Origin of the sequence: Streptomyces sp. NPDC096046, from assembly GCF_040303285.1 — a bacterium.
Lineage (GTDB): Bacteria > Actinomycetota > Actinomycetes > Streptomycetales > Streptomycetaceae > Streptomyces.
On record NZ_JBEOSZ010000016.1, the window covers coordinates 74358 to 91056 of the forward strand.

General features: G+C 68.8%; 17 protein-coding genes and 2 pseudogenes. 6 read left to right on the plus strand and 13 right to left on the minus strand.

The window, feature by feature from the left end; translation table 11 throughout:
• Positions 1–28: 28 nt before the first annotated feature.
• The 4 genes from ABTX62_RS16600 to ABTX62_RS16615 all read right to left on the minus strand — a co-directional run bounded on the left by ABTX62_RS16600 (position 29) and on the right by ABTX62_RS16615 (position 4327).
• Positions 29–1015 (minus strand): phosphoglycerate dehydrogenase, encoded by a 987-nt coding sequence (locus ABTX62_RS16600; RefSeq protein WP_352116826.1) that lies wholly within the window; start codon positions 1013–1015, stop codon positions 29–31.
• Between the two features lie 62 nt (positions 1016–1077).
• Positions 1078–2352 (minus strand): MFS transporter, encoded by a 1275-nt coding sequence (locus tag ABTX62_RS16605; RefSeq protein WP_352116827.1) that lies wholly within the window; start codon positions 2350–2352, stop codon positions 1078–1080.
• Positions 2349–3173, minus strand: coding sequence for a hydantoinase B/oxoprolinase family protein (locus ABTX62_RS16610; RefSeq protein WP_352116828.1), 825 nt, complete (start codon positions 3171–3173; stop codon positions 2349–2351). The genes ABTX62_RS16605 and ABTX62_RS16610 overlap by 4 nt, the downstream gene beginning before the upstream one ends.
• Positions 3170–4327 carry a tartrate dehydrogenase gene (locus tag ABTX62_RS16615; RefSeq protein WP_352116829.1) on the minus strand — a complete coding sequence of 386 codons (1158 nt, stop codon included), beginning with the start codon at positions 4325–4327 and terminating at the stop codon, positions 3170–3172. The genes ABTX62_RS16610 and ABTX62_RS16615 overlap by 4 nt, the downstream gene beginning before the upstream one ends.
• Positions 4328–4527: 200 nt before the next feature.
• On the opposite strand from ABTX62_RS16615, the gene ABTX62_RS16620 reads away from it, so the two are divergent.
• On the plus strand, positions 4528–5454 hold the full coding sequence (locus ABTX62_RS16620; protein WP_352116830.1) for a LysR family transcriptional regulator: 927 nt from the start codon (positions 4528–4530) through the stop codon (positions 5452–5454).
• Positions 5455–5522: 68 nt separating this feature from the next.
• Here the strand turns inward: ABTX62_RS16620 and ABTX62_RS16625 are convergent.
• Positions 5523–5755, minus strand: a pseudogene (locus tag ABTX62_RS16625) (IS481 family transposase); the annotation flags it as partial.
• A 184-nt stretch (positions 5756–5939) separates the two neighbouring features.
• Entirely contained in the window at positions 5940–6350 is a 411-nt protein-coding gene (locus tag ABTX62_RS16630) for a RidA family protein (protein WP_352116831.1), read from the minus strand.
• A gap of 80 nt (positions 6351–6430) precedes the next feature.
• Here ABTX62_RS16630 and ABTX62_RS16635 point away from each other — a divergent pair, with 80 nt between their 5' ends.
• Positions 6431–6802 (plus strand): winged helix-turn-helix transcriptional regulator, encoded by a 372-nt coding sequence (locus tag ABTX62_RS16635; protein WP_352116832.1) that lies wholly within the window; start codon positions 6431–6433, stop codon positions 6800–6802.
• Between the two features lie 171 nt (positions 6803–6973).
• Here ABTX62_RS16635 and ABTX62_RS16640 read toward each other — a convergent pair whose 3' ends face one another.
• From ABTX62_RS16640 to ABTX62_RS16650, 3 genes are all read right to left on the minus strand, one after another.
• Positions 6974–7654: a haloacid dehalogenase type II gene (locus tag ABTX62_RS16640; RefSeq protein ID WP_283972950.1), complete on the minus strand. Its 681-nt coding sequence runs from the start codon at positions 7652–7654 to the stop codon at positions 6974–6976.
• A gap of 54 nt (positions 7655–7708) precedes the next feature.
• A complete protein-coding gene (locus ABTX62_RS16645) occupies positions 7709–8704 on the minus strand; it encodes a phosphotransferase (RefSeq protein ID WP_352116877.1) in 996 nt (331 codons plus the stop codon).
• A 107-nt stretch (positions 8705–8811) separates the two neighbouring features.
• Positions 8812–10161 carry an aspartate aminotransferase family protein gene (locus ABTX62_RS16650; protein ID WP_352116833.1) on the minus strand — a complete coding sequence of 450 codons (1350 nt, stop codon included), beginning with the start codon at positions 10159–10161 and terminating at the stop codon, positions 8812–8814.
• 712 nt (positions 10162–10873) lie between these two features.
• Between ABTX62_RS16650 and ABTX62_RS16655 the strand changes: the two genes are divergently transcribed.
• Entirely contained in the window at positions 10874–12043 is a 1170-nt protein-coding gene (locus ABTX62_RS16655; protein WP_352116834.1) for an ROK family transcriptional regulator, read from the plus strand.
• A 252-nt stretch (positions 12044–12295) separates the two neighbouring features.
• Here the strand turns inward: ABTX62_RS16655 and ABTX62_RS16660 are convergent, their stop codons facing one another.
• Positions 12296–13129 (minus strand): PIG-L family deacetylase, encoded by an 834-nt coding sequence (locus ABTX62_RS16660; protein WP_352116835.1) that lies wholly within the window; start codon positions 13127–13129, stop codon positions 12296–12298.
• Between the two features lie 185 nt (positions 13130–13314).
• Here ABTX62_RS16660 and ABTX62_RS16665 point away from each other — a divergent pair, with 185 nt between their 5' ends.
• From ABTX62_RS16665 to ABTX62_RS16675, 3 genes and pseudogenes are all read left to right on the plus strand, one after another.
• Positions 13315–13545 (plus strand): hypothetical protein, encoded by a 231-nt coding sequence (locus tag ABTX62_RS16665; protein WP_352116836.1) that lies wholly within the window; start codon positions 13315–13317, stop codon positions 13543–13545.
• 130 nt (positions 13546–13675) lie between these two features.
• A pseudogene (locus tag ABTX62_RS16670) lies at positions 13676–13885 on the plus strand (MerR family transcriptional regulator); the annotation flags it as partial.
• A gap of 193 nt (positions 13886–14078) precedes the next feature.
• Positions 14079–14360, plus strand: a complete 282-nt coding sequence (locus tag ABTX62_RS16675; RefSeq protein WP_352116881.1) for a hypothetical protein — start codon at positions 14079–14081, stop codon at positions 14358–14360.
• A gap of 24 nt (positions 14361–14384) precedes the next feature.
• Here ABTX62_RS16675 and ABTX62_RS16680 read toward each other — a convergent pair whose 3' ends face one another.
• The 3 genes from ABTX62_RS16680 to ABTX62_RS16690 all read right to left on the minus strand — a co-directional run bounded on the left by ABTX62_RS16680 (position 14385) and on the right by ABTX62_RS16690 (position 16397).
• Positions 14385–15173, minus strand: a complete 789-nt coding sequence (locus tag ABTX62_RS16680; protein ID WP_352116837.1) for a hypothetical protein — start codon at positions 15171–15173, stop codon at positions 14385–14387.
• Positions 15174–15260: 87 nt separating this feature from the next.
• Entirely contained in the window at positions 15261–15716 is a 456-nt protein-coding gene (locus ABTX62_RS16685) for an oxygenase MpaB family protein (RefSeq protein ID WP_352116838.1), read from the minus strand.
• Positions 15717–15917: 201 nt separating this feature from the next.
• The gene (locus tag ABTX62_RS16690; RefSeq protein WP_352116839.1) at positions 15918–16397 is read right to left on the minus strand and encodes an RICIN domain-containing protein; all 480 of its coding nucleotides are present in this window, start codon (positions 16395–16397) and stop codon (positions 15918–15920) included.
• Positions 16398–16699: the final 302 nt, after the last annotated feature.

The following is a 16699-nucleotide window of genomic DNA, read 5'->3' on the forward strand; positions in this document are numbered from 1 at the left end:
CCTCTTTCCTCTTGGTGGCGGGCGGGTGTCACCCGTCGGACCGGGCGGTGGGCGTGCGGGGCAGCAGGTGGGCGTTCACCACGAAACGGGGGCGGCCCTCGAGGGCGGCCACCACCTCGGCGGCCCCCTCCAGGCCTGCGGCGGCACGGGCTTCTGCGGTCTGACCCGCGAGATGGGAGAAGACGATGATTCCCTCGACGTCCCGCAGCGGGCTGTCGGCCGGGAGGGGCTCCTCACTCACCACGTCGAGGGCCGCCGCTGCGATCTCGCCGGTGCGCACGGCGTCGGCCAGAGCCCGTTCGTCGACGACGGCGCCCCGCGCGGTGTTGACCAGTACCGCCGTCGACTTCATCCGCCGGAAGGCGCCGGCGTCCAGGAGGCCTCGTGTGCGGTCGGTCAACGCGGTGTGCACCGACACGTAGTCGGAGGCCTCCAGCAGTTCGGGGAGGTCGACGAACCGCACCGGCTCGTCCGGCCGTTGGTCCTTCGGCACACCGGTCGTGCAGAGCACCTCCATGCCGAAGGCCCGGGCCAGCGGTACCACGGCGCGTGCTGCCGCCCCGTACCCGATCAGGCCGAGCGTGGAGCCACGCAGTTCGTGACCGTCCGCCCTCGGCCACCGCCCGGCTGCGACCCCCGCCGCGCTCTGCACCAGCCGACGCGCGGCCGCCAGCAGCAGACCGAGGGTGAACTCGGCCACGGCGTTCGCGTTGATTCCCGGCAGGTTGCTCACCGTGATGCCGAGCCGGCCGGCGGCGGTGATGTCGATCGAGTCGTAGCCGACGCCGGTTCGCACGATGGCGCGCAGGCGAGGCGCCTCACCGAGGACCTGGGCGGTCAGGGGCTCATGGCCGACGAGCGCGGCGTCGATCCCGTCGAGGGCGGCGACGAGTTGCTCGGGCCCGTGCCGTCCGATGAACGGCACGTGTACCGTCGTGTGGCCGTGCGCCCGGAGATGGTGATCGACCTCGTCGCCGGGCCGCAGGTAGTCGGTGGTGATCAGAATGCGGGGCACGGTTTCCTCGTCTCTGGCTGCGCCGGGCACCGGGTGGGCGCCACGCCGCGTGGAGGGGCTGACTACTTGGCGAGGGTCGGGACGGCGCGCCGCTGCAGCACACCGATCCTGGCTACGACGACGATCGACAGCGCGGCGACGATGGCGATGTCCATGAGCATCAGGGGCCAGCCGCTGATGTCGACCATCCCGCCGACCACCGCCGGGCCCACGAAGCCGCCGCCGGCCCAGCCGACGGTGTACATCCCGGCGTAGGTCCCGAAGACCCGGGCCGAGGGTGCCAGGTTCCACAGGACGACCACCGCGTTGACCAGGAAGCAGGCCGCGCCGGCTGCCGCGAGGCACAGGGCCACGGTGGCCCCCGTCGGTGTCCGGATGAGCGTCCCCAGGACCATGGCGCCGGCGAAGACCGACATGCCAAGGGCCATGACCCGGAGCCGTCCGTGACGCTCGGCGAGCACGGCCGCCGGGTAGGCCGCCAGGATGAAGGCGATACCGCTGGGCAGCGTGAGACCGCCCGCGTCTCCTCGTGACATGTCCAGCGCTTCCATCCCGTACGGCGTGATCAGGGACCGGGACGCGGCCCATGCGCTGCCGAAGAGGAGGATCGCGAGGAGCAGCAGGAGCCGGCTGCGGTCGGAGTCCTTGAGGATCTCGATGAAGGTGTCCCGGACCCGTGGTTCGATGCGCTCGGCATCGTCCTCCGTCGCGCATTCGGCCACCGCCGCCTGGTAGGCCGGGGACCGGTTGTCGCGCACGGTGGCCGCAAGCACCCCGATCGAGATCAGCATGATGACCGCGGGGATCGCGAAGGCCAGGCTCAGGTGGTTGTCGACCAGGAAGATGCTGATGAACGCGGCGACGATGGCCGTGACACTCGAAGCGATCTTGACCACGGCGTTGGCCCGGCTCCGTCGCTCGGGTGCGATGAAGTCCGGTACGAGCGCCTCGGCGATCGGCTTGAAGGTGTTGGCGACGAGCGCGTACGAGAACAGCACCGCGATCAGGAGCGGCAAGGACCCCGCGCTGTGAGGGATGAGGATGAACAGCGCGGCGGCGGTCGGCATCCCGACCACCAGGTAGGGCATCCGCCGACCCCAGGAGGTCCTGGTCCTGTCGGACCTGTTGCCGATCCACGGCTGGATGAAGATGCCGAGCAGGTTGTCCATGCCCATCAGCAGACCCACGACGGCCGCGCTGGTGAGGTGCTCCCGCAGGAGCGGCGGAACCTGGGATTCGTAGAAGTTCCAGGTCGACTCCTGCGCGAAGACCGCGAGTGCGACCAGCAACGTGATGCGCCGGGTACGTGTCCGCTGGCCTGCTGACACCGTCGTCATACGGGTCCTCCCTCCGCCACCATGCTGGGCAGCCGCCGGATAGTGCGCGTGGGGTGGTCGTCGGCGCCGTCCGCGTCCGGGGCTGCGCGGTGGACACCGTCGGGCAGGTCTCGGACGCCCCCTCTCATGGCGGCGTCGGTCACCGCGTGGACCTGGGGCGCGAACGCTTCGAAGTCCGGCTCACGGAAGTCGGTGGGGCATTCCTGGGCGCGTCGGCGGCACACGGCGTGCGCCGCGGCCTGCGCCTCCAGGTCAGCCCAGACCTGGTCCGCCCGTCGCACGTTCACCCACAGCAGGTCCGTGACCACCTGCTCGACCCGCCCGGCCAGGAACAGCCGCGGGGAAGGAATCAGGATGCCCTCGCAGGGCAGCTCGGTGGCGTTCGTCGAGGGCGTGCCGCCGATGTCCGGTGAGTGCGCCACGGTGCCCGCGAACGCGACGAGACGTCCGCGGTGGAAGACCGGGGAGATCATGGCGATGTCGGACAGGTGCCCGGTGGCGATCCACGGGTCGTTCCTGATGACGACGATCCACGGATCGTTTGCGATGCCAGTGTCGCCGTCCTGCAGGTCGTGCGCCGGGAGCCGTTCGAGGACCGGCTCGGTCAGTGAACTCATCAGGGCGGCGAAGGCGGGGAGGCCGGCCCGCGACCCGGACATCGTGCGGCCCGCGCGGTCCATCAGGACGACCGTGCAGCCGTTCGGCTCCCGGGTGATCGTGGGGAACGCCGTACGCCGCATCGTTGCGGCCGCCGCGTCGGTGGCGGCGAGCCGGTCCCGGCGCACCTCGACGCCGACCGGGCCCGAGACAGATCCGGTCATAACGCCGGGAGCCCTCCTTGGGCCGCGCGACCGGCCGGATCCCCGGCCGCCCCTCCCCCGCCCTGGCCGGCGCGCGACCCCGCCGCGATCCGGGCCGCGATGGCCTTCCCCAGTCCCACCGTCGTCCCCGGGCCCCCGAGGTCGGGGGTGACCACATCGGGCTGCTCGTCCAGGACGTTCTCGATCGCCGCCACGACGTGCGCGGCCGCCTGCTGCTCGCCGAGGTGGGTGAGCATCATGGCGCCGCTCCAGATCTGACCGACGGGGTTGGCGACACCGAGACCGGCGATGTCCGGCGCCGACCCGTGCACCGGTTCGAAGAGGCTGGGGAAGGAGCGGTCGGGGTTGATGTTGGCGCTGGGGGCGATGCCGATCGTTCCGGTACAGGCCGGGCCCAGGTCCGAGAGGATGTCACCGAACAGGTTGCTGGCGACGACCACGTCGTACCGGTCGGGCTGGAGGACGAACTTCGCGGCCAGGATGTCGATGTGGTCCTTGTCGGCGGTCACGTCCGGGTATCGGGCGGCCATCTCGGTGGCGCGCTCGTCCCAGAAGGGCATGGAGATCGAGATCCCGTTGCTCTTCGTCGCCCAGGTCAGGTGCTTGCCCGGGCGGGACGAGGCGAGTTCGAAGGCATAGCGCAGCACGCGGTCGACGCCGGTCCGTGTCATGACCGTTTCCTGGACCACCGTCTCGCGGTCGGTGCCCTCGAAGATCCGGCCGCCGATGCCGGAGTACTCGCCTTCGGTGTTCTCCCGCACGACGTAGAAGTCGATGTCGCCCGGCCGGTGGTCACGCAGCGGACTGCGGACGCCGCGCAACAGCCGGACGGGACGCAGGTTGACGTACTGGTCGAAGCCCCGCCGCAGCCGGAGCAGGCTGCCCCACAGCGACACATGGTCCGGGACCACCTCCGGCCATCCGACCGCGCCGAAGAAGATCGCGTCGAACGCACCGAGTACGTCCCGCCAGTTCTCGGGCAGCATCGTGCCGTGCTTCTGCCAGTATTCGGCACTGGCGAACTCGAAGTCGGCGACGTCTAGTTCGAAGCCGTGCGCCTCGGCAGCGGCCCGCAGGCACCGCAGGCCCTCCGGGACGACCTCGCGGCCGATTCCGTCACCCGGAATCGCCGCGATGCGATAGGTCTGCGGCACGACATCACTCCCCGTCCATGTGATCGATGCGCAAGTGAAGTGGCGGGCACTGCCTGCGGAGGCGTCCCGGCCACAGCGCGACTGGGTCCTACCTTGGCCAGCGGCGACAGCCGTTACAAGCCCGTAATCGGCAAGGTACGTTTTCCCCCATGGAAAGCTCTCGGCGTTCTGGTCGCCCCTGGCCCAAGAGCCGTTCAGTCGTGGATGACTTGCGGTTCTTCCACGTGGTCGCGTCGAGCGAGACGCTGACGGCCGCGTCGCGTGAACTCGGTTGCTCGCTGCCCGTCGTCAGCAAGCGCCTCAGCGCACTGGAGCACCGCCTGGACGTCCGGCTCGTGCAGCGCGGCGCCCGCCGGCTCGTGCTGACATCGGAAGGCGAGCTGTACGCGGCGCGCGTCGAGGCGATCCTCGACCAGGTACGCGAACTGGAGGACACCATCACCGACACGGCCGGGGGGCTGCGCGGGTCGCTGGTCGTCGAAGCCACCCTGGGCCTCGGCCGTGCGCACATCGCGCCGCTGCTCGGCGAGTTCGCCGCGGCCCATCCCGAACTGCACGTCCGGATGCAGACGTCCGCGCTTCCGCTGCGGCCCCACCAGCGTGAGTTCGACGTGGCCGTCCACGTCGGCATGCCGCCCGATTCCTCACTGCGCATGCGGCGTCTGGCCAGGAACCGGCGGGTGCCCTGCGCGTCACCGTCCTATCTCGCCAGGCACGGCACCCCGGCGGGCATCGAGGATCTGGCGCACCACGACTGCATAGTGCTGCGGGAGAACGAGAGCGATTTCGCGCTCTGGCGCTTCGAGGACGCGGACGGTCCCCGGCATGTGCGGGTGCAGGGAAGCCTGTCCAGCAACGACGGTGACGTGGTCACCGGCTGGGCGCTGGAGGGCCGTGGTGTGATCATGCGCTCCGAGTGGCACGTCAGACCGCATCTGGAGCGAGGCGAGCTGGTCAGGGTCCTGCCGCACCTGCCGACACCGGCCGCCGACATCTATGCCCTGCTGGAGGAGAGCGGGCATGTCCCGCGGCGGGTCAGCGCACTCCTCGACCACCTCGCCGCACGGCTACCGCTCCGGCTGGAACAGGCACAGGACCGGCCCCCGGGGGCGCTGAGCGCCGGTTAGCCGTACTGACCCGTGGGATTGGGGACGCTGCAAGCGGGTGGGCGCCTCTCAGGGCGGTGATTTCCGAGGTGGTGATTGTGGGTGTGCAGCCGGCCGGGGAAGGCGTCGCGTCGTTCCCGCTCTGAGCGGTACCGCGGGCGCAGGCCCACCCATCCGGCAACGTCCGATGGAACCGCTCGAACCTTGCCGTTGGTTTGCCGCCGACAGGGCGGGTGCGCTTGTGCGTGATGCCGGCCCGGGCCAGCTCGTCACGCCAGTCGCGTGAGCGGCAACGGGAGCCGTTGTCGGTGAGCACCCGGTCGCTGACGAGGAGTGCCTGAGCCTGAGCCGTCGAGGCGAGTCCCGTCGGCTTGCGCCCGCAGTCCGGGCTCCTCCTGGCCGGAGAGGACCGCCCGTCGCCATGCCGTGAGAGCCTGCGGAGAGACGAGGCGGCGCCGACGCGGGTTGCAGAGAGAAGGTGACCCGTGTCGGCGCCGGAGACCGACTCAATCGAGGATCGCGGTCGCCTCCACCTCGACCAGGACGTCGGGCTCGAAGAGGTAGTCGACCCCGATCAGCGAGGAGGGCGGAAGCGGCACCGTCAGCCCGATCTCCTCCGCCACCTGCCCGACCCCTGCCATGAACGCGCCGATCTTCTCGGGGGCCCATTCCGTGACGTAGAACGTGAGCCTCAGGACGTCGTCGAACGACGCACCCGCCCCCGCGAGGCCCTTCCCGGTGTTCCGCAACGCGTGGGCGACCTGGCCGGCGAGGTCTCCCGGGGCGACGGGAGACCCGTCCGCCGAGCGGGCGACCTGGCCGCTGACATGCACGTGACGCGTTCCGGTGCCCACGGCCACATGCTCGTACGGGGTGGGCCGCATCATGCCTTCAGGCGTGAAACGACGGACGGACATGGAGATCTCCTCACTTCGACCAAAGGCGGTATACCTTTGCTACCTGGTAGACGAAGGACACTTCAAGGAGACCAGGTATCGTGCCGGTTACCACGCACAGCCACGACGGCGAGCTCAGGATCGAGCAGCCTCACCGGGAGTTCCTCGACCAAGTGCTCGACAAGTGGTCGCTGAGCGTCCTCAACGAACTGTGCGAACGGCCCTGTCGCTTCAACGACCTGCGCCGTGCGATCCCCGCGGTGACCCAGAAGTCGCTCACCGCCACGCTGCGCCGACTCGAACGCAACGGAATCGTGGAGCGCGTGCTCCTCAGTTCCCGCCCCGTCGCCGTCGAGTACCGGATCACGCCCCTGGGCAAGACCATGCGGCAGCCGATCGAGGTACTCCTGGAGTGGGCCGCGACACACATGCCCGAGGTGGAACGCGCCCGTCGCGCCTTCGACCTCGCATGAACTGACTGGCACGACCGGACCGGCACCCTGACGCCTGGACGTTCGGCGACTGCAGGGCGCGGTCGGGGTTCTGGGTGAACAGGTCGGCGGCGAGACCGACGCCGTACCGAACGGTGGACAGAACCCGCAGGGAAACGGGATGTCCGCCGTGCGGCACGTTGTTGCCTTCGGTCAGATGCCGAGCATGGTGTTGAGGTCGTCCAGGGATTTCACGGTCACGTAGTCGTATCCGTGGGTCACCGGGTCGTAGCCGCGGTCCAGCAGGACCAGGTTGCGGAAGCCCATGTCATGCATCGACTGGTGGTCGTAACGGGTGTGCGACGCGACGTGCACGAAGTCCTCGGGGGACGCGTCCAGCTTCTCGAGCATGTACTCGAAGGCGGCGTAGCGGGGCTTGTAGTAGCCGGCCTGCTCCGCGGTCAGGACCGCGTGGAAGTCCGCCCCGAGCTTGGGCACGCTCTCCGCGAGGAAGGAGTCGTCGGCATTGGAGAGGATCACCAGCTTGTAGTGCTCGGCCATCTTCTTCAGCGGCTCCACCACGTCCGGGTGGGGTCCCCAGCTGCGGACGCCTGCGGCGAACCGCTTGCCGGCGTCCGGCGCCGCCGTCACACCCCACTTGCGGCAGACCCGCTCGAAGGAGTCCTGCAGCACCTGCTCGTAGGGGTAGTACGCGCCGCGCACCTGGTCGTAGCGGTAGCCGCGGAACTCCCGCACGAACTGGTCCCACTGCTCGGCGGGGATCTGGTCGCCGACGAGCTCGTACGTGATGGGGGTGATCGGGTACTCGATCAGCGTGCCGTAGCAGTCGAACGAGACGTACTTCGGACGGAACTGGAACGAGGGAATCGCCATGACAAAAGCTCCTGCCCTTCGATAGGGGAATCGCAGAGGTACGGGATTGAATGGTCAGGAAAGCCCGTGACGGGCTTGCCGTAGGTGCGCGACGACGTCGTCCAGGCTCACGGCCAAGGAGCGCTCGACGTTGATCCAGTCGTCCCTGGCGTGCTCCAGGAGGTACTCGCGCCGTTCGGGCGCCCGCTCGGCACGCCAGTTCGTGATCAGCGCGCGCAGGGTGAGTCGGGCCAATGCGGCAACCGGGAGCAGGGGAAGTTCGCAGGCCCGGATCGGCCGCTGCCGTTGGTAGCCCGCGACGAAGGAACAGGCGTCTCGCCAAGGATCATCCGGCGTCCTGCCGAGCAGGTTCGCCATGGGAACGGCGGGGTCGAAGATCACCGCGCTGCGCACGGTGTCACCGAAGTCGATGACCCCGGTGACGAAGTGATCACTCGTCGGGTCCACCACGATGTTGTAGGGGCTGAAGTCGCCGTGGATCACTTGTGTCTCAAGGTCGCTCAACCTCGGGACGACGTTCTCACCGAAGAGCCGGAAGACCGATCGGGCTGACCTGCGGTGCTCGAGGTCAGGCGTGTGTTCGACCAGTTCGGTCAGCTGGTGGAAGTGCCGGATGTCCCACGCCAGACCCCGTCGGTCCGCCGGGTGGGTGAACTCCCTGAGCGCCACGTCGATCAGCCCGAGCATCTCACCCGCCCTGGCCAGCCGCTCCGCGCCCGGGTCCACATCGGCCAGGGCCTGGCCTTCGACGAAGTCGAACACCCGCAGGACCCGCGTCTTGCCGTCGTTCAGCCTCAAGGTCACATGGTCGTTCCCGTCGGCGGTCAGCTTCACCCGCTGGACGGGCAGGTGCGGAGCCGTGCTTTCGAGGTAGCGCATCGCGGCGGTCTGGAGAGCGACGACCGCCTCCGCCTCTTCCGGGGGCGAGACCTTGACGAGACAGGTGCTCGACTCGGTGCTGAGTTTGAACGTGTCGTCCTTCTCGGTCGCCAGCCGTTGGAAGCGCCCGCTGAGGCGGTAGTGCCTCTCAAGGAAGATGCTCACCAGCATCACGTCGATGGGCTGATGGGACGACGTCAGGCCGCTCTCTTGGAGAAGCCGTTGAGCATAGGTCGGAGCCGGTGAGGTGTTCACGGTCAGTCCCTTCGGCCAGCCTGCTACAGACGGTTCTTCGCGACCGCGGCGAAGGTCTCCAGAAAGCGGGTCACATCGGCGGAGTCGAAGGCCAGCGGGGGGCGGATCTTCAGTGTGTTCGCCGACGTGCCCGTACCGTTGATCAGGATGCGGCGATCGCGCATGTCGTTGATGACGTCTTCGGCCAGTGCGCGGTCGGGCTCGAGGGTCTCCCGGTCCTTGACGAGCTCCACGCCGACGAAGAGACCGGCACCGCGGACTTCGGCGACGTAGGGGGAGTCCTTGGTGATCTCCCGCAGCCCCGCGCGCAGAGCGTTGCCGCTCTCCAGGACACGCTGCTGCACGTTCTCCTTCTCGATGACGTCCAGCACCGCGGCGCCGGCGGCCACGGGGATGGAGCTGCCACCGAAGGTGTTGAAGTAGCGGACGTTGCGACCGAACTCCTCGCAGACCTCGGGGCGGAAGACCACACCCGAGATCGGCAGGCCGTTGCCCATCGGCTTGCCCATGGTGACGATGTCCGGCAGCACGCCGTGGCGGCTGAAGCCCCACATCGAGTCCCCCAGCCGGGCGAATCCCGACTGGACCTCGTCCGCGATGTAGACACCGCCGGCCGCGTGCACCTCCTCCACCACGGCCTGCATGTAGCCGGGAGGGTCGGTGAAGATACCGTCACTGCTGTAGGCGCAGTCGGTGATCAGCGCGGCGAGCCGGTAGCCGTGGCGCTCGAGGTCGTCGATCGCGCCACGCACCTGCTGCCGCATGTGCTCGTCGAGCGTGGAACCGGGGGCGGCGAGGCGCGGGTCCGGGGCGTCGATGAGCCGGACGTTCGGGCCCAGCGGTGAGCCCGCACCCAGAGTGGGCGAGAAGCTCGCCACCTCACGGGTGATGCCGTGGTAAGCCCAGCGGGTGACGATGATGCCCTCGCCGCCCGTGTGGAACCTCGCCACGCGCATGGCCAGGTCGTTCGCCTCCGAACCGCTGCACGCGATGCTCAGCTTCGACAGTTCCTCGGGGAAGGTCGCGAGAAGCCGCTCCGCGTAGTCGACCAGCGCTTCCTGGACGTAGCGCGTGTTGGTGTTGACCGCGGTCATCTGCCGGGCCACGGCCTCGGCCACGTGGGGGTGGGCGTGCCCGACGCACGGGACGTTGTTGTAGGCGTCGAGATAGTCGTTGCCGTCACGGTCGATCAGGTGGGCGCCGTGACCGGCAACGAACTCGACCGGCTCCTTGTAGATGAGCGTGTAGCCGGGGCCCAGCACCCGCTCGCGGCGGTGGATGGTCTCTTGGATGTGTTCGGGGAGTTCGCTCACCGCGCCCGGGTCGAACCGGTTGGGGTAGTGGGCGATGGCCCTGCTGAGTGTGGAAGTCATCCGCAGGCACACCTTCAGTCTCGTTCTGGTCGAGGTTGCTCGCTGCTGTGGCTGCGACCATACCATCATTTGTTCCAGTTCCAACCTGAGACTAAAAAGATTCTGGGCTGATCCGCACGGCACAGCCGCGGTACGCACGTGGCCGTCATCGAAGCCGAAGCCACGGCGGCAGGGTCGAAGAGCTCAGTCTCCGCTCGGCGGCTTCCGGTACTGACATCGGTGAGGACGAGGAGCGGCTGGAACCGGTCGGCTCCACGGGGCTGCGCCCGCGGGTCAGGACTCGAGCCCCGCCGGACGGCCTCCGTGGTGAGTGGTAACGTCGCCGGCATGCGGTCAAGTCGCCCTGGTGATGGGGCGATCAGCCCTGCGATGTCCCTGCGTCGCGGCGGCTGACCGCACAGGGGTCCACCGTCTGATGGATGCTCGCTGCGACAGCCACCTGGTCATCGACCCCCAGTCTCCTGGCCTGCGCCGCGGTGCGGCGATGCCGCTGGGAGTGCCGGGGGACCCTTCGGAGTGCATGCAGATGAGCCGAGAACCGTCCGTCACAGCGGAGGACGAGGGAGAGGGCCCTGAGGGCCCCCTCCAGCGCACCCGGGCGACGACGGCAGGCGGGCGCGAGCAGCCTCGCGTCACTCCGCCGACGCCCATGATCATCACGCGCAGGCCGGTCCCGGCGGGAGCGGCGTACCGGGCTCGCTATGGTCATCACGTGACCTCTCACCCCACTCCCCGCGACTACAACAAGGCATCGGTCCTCGACGTGGTCCTCTCCCACGCGCCCCTGACCCGGAACCAGCTGATCGAGCTCACGGGCCTGAGCAAGGCCACGGTGTCCAGAGCGGTGGAGGAGCTCCGGGCCGACGGCTTCGTCGTCGACGGCGGAATGGACGAGGTCACCGGCCGTGGCCGCAGGTCCACCTACCTGGACTTGCCGGGCACGACCGGGCATGTCGCCGGCATCAGCTTCGGTGCGCAGACCACCGGTGTGCTGGTGACCGACCTCCGGGGCCGGGTGGTGCACCACCTGGCGGTTGCCACCGCCGAACACCAGGAGGTCGAGGACGCCGCACGATGGCTGGTCGATCTGATCGGACAGGCGGCCGAATCCGCGCGGGGTCCGCTGCGTCAGATCGTCGCCGCAGTTCCCGGCCGGGTCCGCGGCGGCACCGAGATCTTCGGCCCTGCGGAGTCGATGAAGATCTTCGAGGGCTCCGGTCTCCACCGTGCCGTCGAGGAACTGGTCGACGCCCCGGTACTCCTCGACAGCGACGCCAACGCGGCCCTGCTCGGGATCCTCACCGATGACGCCAGTATCCGGAACGCCGCGCTCTTCAGCGTCAGCACGATACTGAACTTCGCCAGCTGCACGGATCACGAGCTCGCCCGCGGGAATACACCGGCTTTCGGCGACATCGGTGTGCTGTCCTCCGGGACCGGGACCGAGGTCCTCGACGAGCTGCTGAGCACCAGGGGGCTGCTCCGGTTCGCACGTCAGCGAGGACTCGACATCGAGCGCGTCGAGGACCTCTGGATGGAGCCGCACCCCGGCGCCGCGCGTGGCGAAGTGCTCGAAGCGTTCACCACGGCCATCGTGACCGCTGTCAGCGTCGTCGCCGTGACGCTGGACCCGGAGTCCGTCTACTTCGTGGGCCGTCTGCGCCCGCTCGTCGACGAAGTGCTTCCCGAGGTGCGCGGCCGGCTCGACCGGAGCCTGCCGGCCGTTCCCGAGATCAGGTTGGTGCAGCATCTGATCGGTCTGTCGACGGCACAGGGAGCGGTGTACGCATGCCTGTCGATGGCTCAGGAACGGCTCCGGGACGCCGTGCTAGCGGCGCGCCGACAGAGCGGACCGGCCGAGCAGTCGGCACCCGCCTTCTGAACCGGGGCCGAAGGCGACGCACTCCACCGCGCACTGTCGAGCTGCCGGCGATTGTGGTTGCCTGGCGGTTCGGGCACGAGCGCAGTGCCGGGTGGCAGTGCCGGCACGTGTCGACGCCGTCGGCGAGTGCCTGGTCAGGGACTGCCGGAGCAGGACTCTCGTGGACATGCCTCTGGGTGTGTGATGCGCTCGATCACGCTGTGCGGCTGTGAGCTTTCCCGGACGCGGTCGGGCGGGCTGCGGGCGGGCGGATCAGCGCAGTCCGGCGAAGAGATCGTTTTCGGGTAGGGCCGCGCCCGTGGCGTCCTGGACACGTACGAAGGTCTCCATGCCCATCAATTCGCCGAACCTCTCCTTGCCCATCTTGAGGAAGAAGATGTTCTCGCCCTGACTGGCGTGCGCGGCCAGCGCGTCGAACTTCTGGTCGCTGACCGCGGTGGTGTCCACCCACGTGGTGATCTCATCGTCGGGGAGGCCGATCTCGGCCATCGCGGCGGCCTCGGCAGGATCCGGCTCCGGCATGTCCGGATGAAACTCGCGCATGATCTCGCCGAACCGCTGCATCATCGAGCGGGGCATCGTGGTCCAGTACACCTTCGGTGTCAGCGTGGTCATCTCCAGCGCCGCCATCGTGATGCGGTGGGCCTGGATGTGGTCGGGGTGGCCGTAGAAGCCGTTCTCGTCGTAGGTGACGACCACATCTGGTCGGTAGTGCCGCATGAGTTCCGCGAGCCGGGCCGCGCCTTCCTTCACAGGGGTCTGCCAGAAGGATCCGGGGGCTTCGTTGCTCGGCCAGCCCGCCATCCCGGAGTCGGCATAGTCCAGCATTTCCAGATCGCTGATCTTCAGGACGTCACAGCTCGCCTCGAGCTCTTGACGGCGCATCAAGGCGACCGCTGCCGGATCATGACCGGGATCACCCGGCTTGACACCCCCCGGTCCGTCACCGCAACCGCCGTCGGTACACGTCACCAGAACTGTGCGGACGCCTTCCGCCGCGTACTGCGCGAGGACCCCTCCGGTTCCGGTGGCCTCATCATCGGGGTGGGCGTGCACTGCCATGAGCGTCAAGGGCCGGTCCGTCATGAAACGTCCTCCTACTGAAATACGTCCTGGTCCGAGTGCGCGGCGGGCGTACCGCGCGCCTGGGCCCGGATCCTGGTAGGGCCGACGGCCTGTTGATCTCCCTGCTCCTCGCCCGTGCGGCGCCGGTCCCTCGGTCGATGCAACCGTGCGGACCGGGCGGCTGTTCCCGGCGTGGCCGCCTGCCCGTGATCAACGTCCAGCCTCGCGAGAGCCTGCAGCCCTCCGGCGGCGGCATCACCACCTCCGCCAACCTCGCCTACAGCCTGGCGCTCGGCGGTCCGTCGCAGCTCCCGGCGCTGCTCGCCGCTCTCGGCCTCCATCACGGCTCTGTGCTTCGGCAGCAACTCGCGCTGGGCGTCGGCCAGGGACTCGTCGTTCATCGGCGGCTCAACTCTCCTGCAGCGGGCAGGCGTTGACAACTGCACGTGGTCGTGTGCCAGCCACCGTCGGTCGGCGCCGCGAACTCCGGCCTGGCGAGCCGCACCGCGTGGCACGCCGACGTGGCCTGCTCAGACCTGCCGGGCCGTTGTAGGTCGACCCGACGACCTGCCGACCCGGATCATCAAGCAGATCCTGCCGTGCCTGGACAAGCCACGAGTGATCTACTTCCCCGACGCCACCCCGGAGATGATCGCAACTCTGGAAACGCAGCTGGAGCAGATGAACCAGCGCATCGAGTGCCTGACCCGCAACCGGGACGCGGTGGCTGGGTACTTGCAGTCGGTCCGGGACTGCGGCAGCTCCGACGCCGACTGAACGCCGGACGGGCGCCGAGGGGCCGTTCCTTTCCGCCGTTGTCAGTTCTCGGTGCCGACAGAGATCTCGGGGAGCGATTGCGCAGGGTGACCGGGCTGTTCCGTTGTGAGGCTTCGTGTCGCGTGAGACCGCGTGCGCCCGGCCGTCTGACGGGCAGGAGTGACGCTCCGTCAGGTATGTGTCCGGTCCTGTCATGAACCGTATCGCCGTCCTGCGTGCGACCCCACCTCAGGCGCCGCCGCCGACAGTACGGCGGGTCACCGGCTGGCTCACCGGCCACCCCGCGACCCTGGGCGAGGACGAGCGCGCCGCGCTGAGGAACGTCCTGTCCCGCTGTCCCGAACCCGCCGGCCTCACCCTGCACCGGAGTTCCGGTGGCACCGAAGGCGCTGTGAACCGCATCAAGAAGATCAGAAGGCCTCTCTACGGGCGGGCCGGATTCGAACTACTCCGCAGAATGTACCCGCTCCAGTAACCAAGCAGCCGCACGCCCGGGACATCAGCCGCGGACGAGCGGCGGCAGCGACGCGCAGAGGTGCTCGGGCAATTCCGGCAGGGTTTTGTGGATCCCGGCGCACCCCGCATCTCCGTTCGTGGCGACCGGCCGCCAGCCCGAGGACTCGGCCCGGTAGAACCAGCGCTGGGAGAGACCAGAGGAGGAGCATCCGTCGCCGGCGTCACCGCACGCCGGTCCCATCCGGGTCGACAGGTCCAGCACCAGCCAGGTGTCGTCGCAGCCGCGTTCCTCCCAGCTCGTGTGCTTGGGGATGTCCGTGTCGTTGACCGCCTGCCGGTACGAGGACGAGGTGCAGCGCGGCGGCGTGGGGTCGCAGCCGTTCTCACCGCACTGCCGCAGGGTGGGTGGTGTGGCACCGACGGGGGTGTACACGTCCATGGTGTTCACCATGACCCTGCGGGAGCCCAGGGGCTCGCCCAGCTTCACCGTCGCTTTGACCCGCCGCGTGCCGGTACAGCCGGAGTCCTGGTCCAGGGAACGGGTCTCGTACGTGACTTTCACGTATACGGTGCCGTGCTCGACGGTGTCGAGCTCACCGCGCAGGCTGCGCACGCAGTCGCGTGTCCCGTCGGGCACTTCGGCGTCGACCACCAAAGACCGGCCGCCGTCGGCGGTACGGACGCCGTCGACGCGAATCGGAGCGGCGAGGGTCCAGGCGGCCGTGGCCGTGTCTGTCGCCTCCTCATCGGTCTCGGCGATCTTGGAGCCGCAGCCGGCGAGCACCACCAGGGCCGCGCCGAGCGCGACCACCCGTGTCCCCCGCTGCCGCATGCCATGCCCCCAGCCGCCGTAGAACCGCAGCCTAACGTGCCCCCGGGTGCCCCCACCGTCTCCTCCCGGACCGCCTGCAGGGCAGATTCAGGCCGAGCACGTCGTCCAGGGCGTGGAAGATCCTCCATCGGTGCCCCGCCGTACGGCTTCCCAAGATCTGACGGGGTCGCGAGGGTCGGCGAGCAGGACGACCTCCCCGCCCTGCTCGCCGACCCTCTGAGTGAGGGCGGCCGATGGGGCGGACACGGCAGGACGAGGGGTGTTCGCAGCCGCGCCATCATGTCCGCGTACTTGACCGAGGTAGTGGTTGACGTAGTGCCAGGCGCACATGAACCCGTGAGCGTCGTCGTTCGACACCGTGATGCCGAGGTTCCTCATCGTCTCCAGGACCTGGACGCTGAAGACGCAGATGGTACCGGCGGTGTACTTCTGAGAGACCGGCTCACCGTAGGTGTCGTAGTCCCACACTCCGCTCTTCTTGTGCAGTTGCCGCACCGAGGCGTGCACCAGGCGCACCTTCGTCACATTGGCGCCAGGGCGCAACTGCTTCTCCTCTTCCTTGGCGATGTGGAAGGGACGCGGCTGATCGGGGTCCTGAAAGGACCGCGGAGGATTCCCGAAGACGTCGGCTGCGGGTGACCGCGTCGCATCACCGTCCCGGCTGACGCTCGGCGGCCACCCGCTGATGGACCGGCATGCTTCAGGTGAAGCTCCCGCGGTACCGGCGTTCGTGCTCGTTCGGAGTCAGCTCTGGTCTTCGGACGAGGGGTAGATCCGCCACAACTGGGACAGGTTGGGTCCGCCCCACATGCGGGTCAGGCCCACCAGCCGGTCGTTGCCCTGGAGGTGGTCGGCGATGGCCAGGGCGTAGCGGGGGTGCACGACCGAGACCAGGTAGAAGTCGTTGCCGTGCTCTGCGTGCGAGACCAGCCGCCAGTGCTGGTTGAGGCTGTCCGTGCTTTCCCGCAGGGTCACGATGTCGGGCGGGTTGGCCCCTGCGGTGAGGCAGCGGTGGTTGGCGTAGGACTCGATGCGCACGGTGCCGCCGGCGTTCTGCCGCAGGAACCAGCGGTGGGAGCTGTTGTCCTTGGCGAAGGGGTCTTGGGCCCAGGTCTGGGTGTGGTTGCCGACGCCGTCGTGCCAGCCGTTGCACATGAAGTAGGTTCCGGTGACGTGGTGGGTCATCGTCACGGAACCGCCCGCGAGCAATAGGAGGTCGCTCAAGTCATGCTCCTCAGCTTCGAGAGTCGTTCACGGAGCGGGCGCCCCTACAACTCAGCGTAAGGAGAAGGCGGTTGCTCCACAGCGTGGCCAACCGGCCGTTTCCTGAGGTCAGAGCCTGTCCGGTAGGTCTCGAACGGGTGGATGGCGCTACTCGAACTACTTGACCGAGCGTCACCCACATGTCCCGCATGCGGCGCAACGGTGTGGCAGCGCACCGCCGGCCTGAACGGACAGGGTGAACGCCACAGGGCAGGCGAGAGCGGCAAGACGAGAAACTGACAGCTGTCCCGGCGAGCTGCCTG